An 8,202-nucleotide genomic window follows, 5' to 3' on the forward strand; every position below is an offset into this window, starting at 1 on the left:
TTGCGGCGGGGCATCACACGCGGGCTACGCGCGATGATCAGACGGCGCAGCGCAATCGAGCCAGCCATCGGTCACATGAAGACAGACGGAAAACTCGATCGCAACTGGCTGAAGGGCGCGCTCGGCGATGCGATGCACGCGGTGCTGTGCGGCGCTGGCCATAATCTGCGGATGATCCTCAGGAAGCTGCGCTTTCTTTGTGTCTTCATTCTCGCTGCATTGTTCAACCGCAGCATTGCTGCCGACGCGATGGTGTGACGCCGGCCGCACGAGAAGCGAATTGTTCAGGGGCGACTAAAGAGCCCGTCAATCTGGAACCGGGGCGCAAGCGTGCAGGTTTTCAGGCAGGGCTTCGGTTCTGCCGTCCCGATGCACGCGAACTCATCGCCGATCGTGCCGACCTTTCCGTGACAGGATCGGGCGACATCAAGGCATTTGTTCGCGCCGATGCGCGGGTTCGCGTCACGGGTTCGGGCGACATTGTGGTCCATGGAAATCCCCCGCTTCGGGACAGGCATGTCAGCGGATCAGGGCGAATCAAATTCAAATGACGGACGCGGCGAGCCGATTCAACGTGCTCGAGGGAAAACGTAGTTCGCGGGCAGAAAACCCATGAATCACGATGCGATCATTGCCGGCGTCAGCACCGGACTCGCCCTCGTCAGCTGCTTTTCGCGAGAGGATTGGGCGGCACGTCTCCGCGGCCGAAGCTTCGCCTGCCTGGGACTCGGCGCCGTGTTCTCGTATGTCCTCGTCACGGTGACCGGGTCCATGGTTCGACCGCTGTTCGCCGACCCGTTCTCCCCTGCCGAAGCAACAAGATTCCTGCTCGGCAGTGCCCTCGTGTTCATCGCCTGGTACTACACCTGGCGCGCCGCACTGGTGCTCGTGGAATGGATTTACGGGCGCAGCGCGTAACTGCGCGCACGATGAAATCGTGAAAGACTTCGACATTGGGACAGGAAGCTGAATGAGTATGCACGAAAACGCCCAGGCACTGCTCGCCTGGATCCGCGAACGTCCGGAGGCGACGATAAGCGACATCGTGGAGTCCGGCCTCCTGAAGTCACGCTCAACGGTGTCGCACGCAGCCAGGTATGCGGAGAAAAGCGGCGCGCTTGAGCGCATCGTTCGTTCGGGCGCCAGTGCAAGGGACCGGGTGCGGTTTCGGGCAACGGGAATCGCGTTACCCGAAATCGCACCCGAAGCGCAGGATACCGGGCCATCGTTCGACGGGCTGCTGCAGGCTTGGGGCATCGCGCACAGGCCAGTGACCCTGCCGATGCTCGAGGCCCGCAGACACCAGCTTTCAGATGACGGGTAGATCCGGATGGTGGCATCCGTTTCGCATGCGAAAAAACAGTGCCGGTTGAAGATGGTCCACGATACCGTGAATGTTGTGGCCCAGAAATAGGAAACGGGCCTCGCGGCCCGTTTTCAGTCGTTCAGTATTCCAGACGCCACTCAGGCAGTTCCGGGAAAGAGCTTCGCGTCGATGTCCTTGCCTTCGCGCGCAGCCGCTCTTTCATGGCGGGCGTCACGACGGGCATCGTCTTCGAACGGGCACGACGCACGACCACCTTCGGCTGCCTAGTAGCGTCAGCCGGCTTTTTCGCCTTCAGTGCTTCGCTCATATCAACTCCTTCTGTTGCAGGTAGTCTAGCAGCTTTTCCCAGCAGCGGCTGCCGGCACCCAGATCAAACTCCATCAGGCGCTGGGAGCCATTTTCCCGCCACCAGGCCTCGTCGATCGCGATCACGTCCTAGACCGTGACGCAGGCCGCGAGGTCCGGGTGGCCATCCGTTTCCCCGTGATCGAGCGGGGCGTCAAACCCCAGTTTCGGGCAGCCAGACGAAATAGCCGATCATGCGCCGGTCATGTCCGCGGCCCCCGCCGGCGATCAGCGAGATACGGGTGTAGCCCATGCGGTGCGCGGTCATCGCGCAGAGCGCAAACGCCTCATGTCTTCACGCCAGGCTTGCGAACAGCGGTCTTCGCCGGGCCGGAGGACTGCCGGGCGGCGCGCCGCGGAGCGCGTCGGGCTGCACCTGGACCGGACGCTTTCTGCCGCAGGAATTCGAGTTCCTGCGCCTGGGCCGCAAGGCTCGCCCGCATTGCTTCGAATCCCCCTTCCAGCATACCCGCCTGATGGCGCAACTCGCCCAGTTGCCCCTGCAGCGACTGGTTCTCGGCCTGCGCGCGCTCGCCGTCGCGAGCCGCACGTTGCTGTGCGTTTTCCAGATCGCGATGCAGACGCGCATTCGCTGTACGTTCGCGCTCGATCTCGAGCAGCGCGCGCTTCTCCGCTGCCTGCAAACGCGTCTCGGCCAGTTCCGTGCTAATCCACTGCTTGTCGAGTTCTGAGGCGAAATCGGCGCGAGCCTGCCCCCTGCGCCAGGGCGGTGTCCCGCTCGCGCAGTGCCTGCTGCGCACACGCCAGTTCGCCGTCAAGCGCGTCACGCGTCGCCGTGGCCGCGACCTGCGCCTGTTCCAGATCCTGGACGCGCACCTGTGCGGCAAGCAGGGCCGTCGTACGCTGCTCGAGCGCCGATTCGGTGCGCGCCAGATCCGCCTGCAGGGCGGTGACCGAAGCTTCGGCGGCAAGCCGCGCGGCTTCGACTTCCGTCCGCAGCGCAAGCAGGGCGTCGTCCGCCGCACCGGCAGCACGCTTCCAGAGCGTGGCCACCAGCTCGCCGGCGGCGTCACGCAGTTCCCCGGGCATACCTTGCCCATCGACGTCCGCATTTCCGCTCCCTTCGCGCGACGGGCTCTCCCCGACCGCCCGGCTCCGCCGTCCGACACACGTACGCGGGCATCGCCAATCACCCCGCCGTTCATTCAATGCCCATAGACGCCAGCGCCTGCGGAGCGGTTTAGCACAAACATTTTTTTGTCACCGATCGCGGAGGGGCCCCGTCCGGCCTGTTCACGCGTCAGCAGCCGCGATCGCCAACCAAAAAATCTCTGCTCTATCTCTTTGAAGAGATAGGCGCCACAGTCATGCGAGCCATGCCCTGGTACGTGGTGCAGAATTGACCACTGTCCGCGACAACCTTCGCCATGCGTCAATCGCAACGACCTCGATGTATTACCGGCAGAAAGTTTTTATGCACAGTAGCCACGACAAGGGCTTCGTAGGCAAACCCCCCGCGTTGGTTTTGTGCACATAAAATCTCATCATGGGAGTCCTAACGGCCATTGCGACCGTGCTTGTGAGCAGCTCGATCATGGAGCATTCCCCCCATCAAGTTTCAAGCCGCCTGCCGTTGGAGCAGGTCATTGCGGTGCCGTGCGCAAACTGGAGAGGCTAGGCTACTGCAAAAGATCGCAGCTGCCGGCCTCCAGGTCCGACAAACATTTATGTCGAGTTCCTATGACCGGAATCCTTTGCTATCAATGAGCGGTACCCGAGACTGTGCATAAAAACTCTCTGCCGGTAATAGATGATGAAATGTGCTGCAGCACATTTGCGTTACCTGCATGGCGACGAAATCCAGCGTGCGAAGCAGATGGATCAGGCCTTTGCGGCCCGAAAATAAGGCCTAACCGCATGAATCAAAAAGACTTCCAGAAAATCTGGGCGTCCGGCTTATAACCCCTGAAGGTGCCATGTGGTGCCGGGCTTGCAACGCGCCGCTATCACACGGTGTACGAAACACGCACCGAATTTATCGCACCGGCGTCGGACTATTTCGTAGCTGACGATACCCCCCGCGCAACAGATGACCGCCGCTGGAAAGCGATGACCGTGGTAAAGCGATTTTGCGTTCTTCATCACGCGATCTTGCTCGACCAATTCAGCAACGTGACAGTGCCGTATGCGATCCACGACCGACGCCCCACAGAGGGGATGTGCGGAGTGCAGCATGTCTAAACGCGGCGTTGGGTTAGCGAAGGTCCGCAGGGATTTTCCAGGGAAGCAGCGCGTCGTAGTCGTCGACGGTCTTTGCCAGAGGTAGCCGCTTGAACAGCCATGTGAAGTAACGATACGGGTCGATGCCGTTGGCTTTGCACGTTTCAACCAGGGAATACAGATTGGCACTCGCGTTAGCGCCATCTACAGTATCCGCGAACATCCAGCCTTTGCGACCTATTACGAAGGGGCGAATGGAATTTTCGCAGGGATTATGCCGACTTCCCGATTATGCCGCGCCGTGCATGCGCGCGACGGTGGGCATGGCGTTTCATGAACACCGTGTCGGCATAAACGTATGATTTCTCAGGCTGGCTATCGCGCTGGCCAGGAGAAATCACATGAACGCGAAACGCACAGTCAGCGAATCCGGCGGCCTGCAGGCCCATCACATCGATGCATTTCTTGATCATCTACGGACGGCACACTATTCCGAGATATCGCTTCGCAAGAAACGAAGCGTCCTGTGTGCGTTCTCCGGGTGGATGAAGAACCGTCACATCGACCTGATTGATCTCGATGAGTCTGTCACGGCTCGTTTTATGAAGCGCATGATCGACGCATCACAAGACCGCGTCCAGCGTGCGCGACCCACATTACGGCAGTTTTTCGCCTATCTGCGTGCCGAAGCCATTGTGTGCCCGCCGACGTCGGGCCGCCAATCCGCAATCGCGCACATCTATGGTCGATACCTGGACTATCTGAGGCAGGATCGCGGACTCGCGAAGAACTCTCTGCTCGTCTATGGCCCGTTCATTCGCGACTTTCTCGACAGCCACTCGGCCGGCGACGGAAGTTTATTGCCAGATGCATTCGACGCGGTAACGATCCGGAATCATCTTCTTGCCCGCAGCAAAGGGCGATCGGCAGAGTACACGCGGCTGATGGCAGTTGCGCTTCGCTCGTTCTGCCATTTCCTCTTTCTGCGCGGTGATACGGCCCGAGACCTGTATGAGTCAGTGCCTTCGGTTCGTAAGTGGCGACAATCAACTGTGCCAACGTTCGTCACGCCTGAGCAGCAAGAAGCTCTCATTGCATCTGCAGACCGGTCGACTCCGACTGGGCGCCGTGACTACGCAATCCTGCTGTTGTTGGCGCGGCTCGGTCTACGTGCCGGAGAAATCGTTGCCATCGAACTCGACGACATTCACTGGCGTTCGGGGGAACTCGTCGTTCATGGCAAGGGGCAAATGGTCGAGCACGTCCCCCTGCCATCGGAGGTCGGAGAAGCAATCGCAACATATCTCCGCGATGGTCGCGGAGCAAGTGCATCGCGGCGCGTCTTCCTTCGCAGATTGGCACCTCGGGTTGGTTTGGCGGGGCCGGCGGCGATTGGCAAGATTGTTTGTCAGGCCTTCGCACGTGCCGGTTTCCGCCCCGCGTGCCGGGGCGCCGCACATCTGTTCCGTCACGGTCTGGCAACGACGATGATTCGCCACGGGGCCTCGATGGCAGAAATAGCCGAGGTCTTGCGGCACCGCTCAACGGACAGTACCGCGATCTATGCAAAGGTCGCGTTTGAGGACCTGCGCGAGGTCGCGCGCTCGTGGCCCACGGCTGGAGGTTCAATATGACTGCGATCCGCGATTCTCTCGCTCGGTACGTGGCGGTCCGCCGCGCTCTCGGGGCGTCATTCTACGAACCTGCATTGGCACTCGGCCATTTCGTTGATCTTCTGGAACATGAAGATGCAGAGTTCATTACTACCGATCTGGCTCTGCGCTGGGCGATGACGTCCACACTCGTCGAACGCGCCACCTGGGGGCGGCGTCTCTCTCAAGTGAGAGGATTCGCCCGATGGATGAACGTCACTGACGGTCGAAACCAGATTCCTCCGGCAGGGCTCCTGAGTGCCCGCAGACCGCGCAATGCACCGCACATTTACACTGAGCAGGAAATTGATCTGCTTATGACCCGAGCCGCTCAACTGCGATCCCGAACCGGCATGCGTGCACTGACCTATTCGACGCTCATAGGGCTTCTTGTAGCGACCGGCCTCCGGCCAGGCGAAGCGTTCCGGCTCGACCGGTCTGACGTTAACCTCGTCAGCGGGATACTCTCCATCCGGGAATCGAAATTCGGCAAATCGCGCTTTGTTCCTGTAGCAGAGTCGACGCGGGTGGCACTCGAACACTACGTCCAGAAGCGCGATCAACTCTGTCCTTTACGATCGAGCGAGGCGCTCCTGGTTAGTGAGCATGGCAAACGACTGAATGCCGGCACCGCACGATGCATGTTCGTCAGAATGTCGCGCGCTGTCGGTCTGCGAGCGGCGACAGAGGATGGGCGCAATGGTTATGGCCCACGCCTCCAGGACTTCCGGCATAGCTTCGCGACTGGACGGCTGATCGAGTGGTATCGTGCCGGTCTCGACGTAAGTCGCGAATTGCCGAAACTTGCTGCCTATCTCGGGCATGTTAACGTCGGTCTTACGTACTGGTACATCGAAGCGGTTCCTGAATTGCTTGAACTCGCGGCAGCCTATCTCGACAAGAATTGTTCAGGGGAACAGCCGTGAGCGCCGCCGGTCTTCCATCACTCGTTCAGCGCTTCTTTACCCAGCGCCTGCTTGAGCAGCAAGGTCTGAGTTCGCACACGGTGGCAAGTTACCGTGACACGTTCAGGCTGCTTCTAGCGTTTGCCACGAAGCGTATCGGGCGCACGCCGTCAAAGCTGCGAATCGAAGACTTCGACGCGTTGTTGATCGAGGAATTCCTGCAGCACCTCGAACACGGCAGAGGCAATTCGGTGCGGACACGCAACACGCGGCTTGCCGCTGTGCATGCCTTCTTCCGGATCGTCGCGGTCAGCGAGCCTGCGTTGTTTCTGCAGTGTCAGCGCATTCTTGCTATTCCATCTAAACGCTGCGAGCACGGCCCTGTTGAGTTTCTGACAGAGAGCGAGGCCGCCGCTCTGGTAGGGGCGCCTGACGTACGAACGTGGATCGGCAACCGCGACCGAACGCTGCTTCTTGTAGCGGTTCAAACAGGTCTGCGGAATAGCGAATTGACTTCTCTCAGGCGTCAGGATGTGGTGCTCGGTACAGGCGCCCACGTCCGTTGCCTCGGCAAAGGCAGAAAGATGCGATGCACTCCGCTTCGACCGGACGTCGTCGCGGTGATGAAAGCATGGCTACGCTATCAACCTGGCGAACCCGACGATCCGGTCTTCCCCAGTTCGCGCGGTGGCCATCTTAGCGCCGACGCACTTCAGCGGCTTGTGTCGCGCAACGTCGCAATCGCGTGCCACTCGTGCCCCTCGCTGAAGGACAAATCAGTAACTCCCCACACGCTTCGACACGGGGCCGCGATGAGCCTGTTACATCACGGCGTAGACCTGTCCGTGATCGCGCTGTGGCTCGGTCACGAGTCCTCCGAGACGACTCATATCTACTTGCACGCCGACATGCAACTCAAGGAGCGCGCGCTCGCGCACGCCACGGCGAGCGGTGTCGCGCCGACACGCTACAAACCTCCAGATCCGTTGCTTGCCTTCCTGGAGGCTCTCTGATAATGCCGACAATCCGAGCAGCCGGGAACAGAGATCCGCCCAACCGTTGTGTGCGTGGATTCACGGCGCGGCATAATCGGGAAGTCGGCATAATCCCTGTCATGCCGCTAGCGGCATGACAGAAATTGTTCGATATGGGCCAGTCGCCGTTCTCGATGTATCGGATCAGCTTCGGCCACTGTTCGCGCAGGTAGGTTAGCGCCTTGCCGAGCAAGCTGTTGGGCACGACACCGGGCGATTGCTCGAGCATCAGATTGTGGATGGCGTCGAGCACGCGTGCACTGTACCGTCGTCGCAATCGCTGCCGCCTGTCGGCTTTCCATTTCGCGCTACGCGCCTCGGCAACGAACAACTTTCCGATCAGCTTGATGAAGCGCGTCGCGAGAAGATCGGGCGAGCGCGCTGCCTTGGGCACATTGTCCTCTGCCTTGACGAAGTAGCGTCGGCAATGAACCTTATGCGGAGCTCCGCATAAGGCCCACTGTACTAAACCGCTGAAGCGGTAGGGGGAGGTGGGCACAGGTCTATGGCTGACGCTTCATGAGGAGGGTTGTCTGGCGCTGAGCCCCAGCGAGGTGGTGAGCGGTGTCGCCAGGAGCAGTATGTGGACGCCCGGTTGGGCATTCCACCTACTGTTTCTAGGAGGTTCGTCATGACTCCGCTGCGCCAACGCATGCTGCACGACATGCAGATCCGCAACCTTGCAGACAACACCCAGAAGACCTATCTGCTGCAAGTCTCCAGTTTCGCCCGGCACTTCCGGCGCTCACCCGAGGTGC

Annotated in this window: 10 protein-coding genes and 4 pseudogenes; 8 read left to right on the forward strand and 6 right to left on the reverse strand. The window is 60.4% G+C overall.

The genetic code is table 11. The features are described from left to right. From M3A49_RS41470 to M3A49_RS41485, 4 genes and pseudogenes are all read left to right on the forward strand, one after another. Nucleotides 1-258, forward strand: a pseudogene (locus M3A49_RS41470) (IS5/IS1182 family transposase); the annotation flags it as partial. 149 nt (nt 259-407) lie between these two features. After that, nucleotides 408-551 carry a hypothetical protein gene (locus M3A49_RS41475; RefSeq protein ID WP_266233919.1) on the forward strand — a complete coding sequence of 48 codons (144 nt, stop codon included), beginning with the start codon at nt 408-410 and terminating at the stop codon, nt 549-551. A 61-nt stretch (nt 552-612) separates the two neighbouring features. After that, nucleotides 613-918, forward strand: a complete 306-nt coding sequence (locus M3A49_RS41480; protein WP_266233910.1) for a hypothetical protein — start codon at nt 613-615, stop codon at nt 916-918. Between the two features lie 52 nt (nt 919-970). Beyond that, a complete protein-coding gene (locus M3A49_RS41485; protein ID WP_266233911.1) occupies nt 971-1,324 on the forward strand; it encodes a hypothetical protein in 354 nt (117 codons plus the stop codon). Nucleotides 1,325-1,445: 121 nt separating this feature from the next. Here the strand turns inward: M3A49_RS41485 and M3A49_RS41490 are convergent, their stop codons facing one another. The 4 genes from M3A49_RS41490 to M3A49_RS41505 form a co-directional block, all read right to left on the reverse strand. Continuing rightward, the gene (locus M3A49_RS41490) at nt 1,446-1,634 is read right to left on the reverse strand and encodes a hypothetical protein (protein WP_266233912.1); all 189 of its coding nucleotides are present in this window, start codon (nt 1,632-1,634) and stop codon (nt 1,446-1,448) included. Then, nucleotides 1,631-1,759 (reverse strand): hypothetical protein, encoded by a 129-nt coding sequence (locus M3A49_RS41495; RefSeq protein ID WP_266233913.1) that lies wholly within the window; start codon nt 1,757-1,759, stop codon nt 1,631-1,633. The genes M3A49_RS41490 and M3A49_RS41495 overlap by 4 nt, the downstream gene beginning before the upstream one ends. A gap of 200 nt (nt 1,760-1,959) precedes the next feature. Next, complete coding sequence (locus tag M3A49_RS41500) at nt 1,960-2,316, reverse strand: hypothetical protein (RefSeq protein WP_266233914.1); 357 nt, start codon at nt 2,314-2,316, stop codon at nt 1,960-1,962. A 22-nt stretch (nt 2,317-2,338) separates the two neighbouring features. Further along, complete coding sequence (locus tag M3A49_RS41505; RefSeq protein ID WP_266233915.1) at nt 2,339-2,722, reverse strand: hypothetical protein; 384 nt, start codon at nt 2,720-2,722, stop codon at nt 2,339-2,341. Nucleotides 2,723-2,990: 268 nt separating this feature from the next. On the opposite strand from M3A49_RS41505, the pseudogene M3A49_RS41510 reads away from it, so the two are divergent. Next, nucleotides 2,991-3,170: pseudogene (locus M3A49_RS41510) on the forward strand (hypothetical protein); the annotation flags it as partial. 717 nt (nt 3,171-3,887) lie between these two features. Here M3A49_RS41510 and M3A49_RS41520 read toward each other — a convergent pair. Continuing rightward, nucleotides 3,888-4,130: pseudogene (locus M3A49_RS41520) on the reverse strand (transposase domain-containing protein); the annotation flags it as partial. Nucleotides 4,131-4,254: 124 nt separating this feature from the next. Here M3A49_RS41520 and M3A49_RS41525 point away from each other — a divergent pair. Genes M3A49_RS41525 through M3A49_RS41535 form a run of 3 tightly spaced genes read left to right on the forward strand, consistent with a single transcriptional unit; the run spans nt 4,255 to nt 7,423 of the window. Next, nucleotides 4,255-5,487, forward strand: coding sequence for a site-specific integrase (locus M3A49_RS41525; RefSeq protein ID WP_266233916.1), 1,233 nt, complete (start codon nt 4,255-4,257; stop codon nt 5,485-5,487). Then, nucleotides 5,484-6,431 (forward strand): tyrosine-type recombinase/integrase, encoded by a 948-nt coding sequence (locus tag M3A49_RS41530; protein ID WP_266233917.1) that lies wholly within the window; start codon nt 5,484-5,486, stop codon nt 6,429-6,431. The genes M3A49_RS41525 and M3A49_RS41530 overlap by 4 nt, the downstream gene beginning before the upstream one ends. Then, nucleotides 6,428-7,423, forward strand: a complete 996-nt coding sequence (locus M3A49_RS41535; protein WP_266233918.1) for a tyrosine-type recombinase/integrase — start codon at nt 6,428-6,430, stop codon at nt 7,421-7,423. The genes M3A49_RS41530 and M3A49_RS41535 overlap by 4 nt, the downstream gene beginning before the upstream one ends. Before the next feature lie 118 nt (nt 7,424-7,541). Here M3A49_RS41535 and M3A49_RS42875 read toward each other — a convergent pair. Then, nucleotides 7,542-7,877 (reverse strand): annotated as a pseudogene (locus M3A49_RS42875) (IS66 family transposase); the annotation flags it as partial. Nucleotides 7,878-8,202 lie beyond the last annotated feature (325 nt).

It is taken from the genome of Paraburkholderia sp. CNPSo 3076 (genome assembly GCF_026343935.1).
GTDB lineage: Bacteria > Pseudomonadota > Gammaproteobacteria > Burkholderiales > Burkholderiaceae > Paraburkholderia > Paraburkholderia nodosa.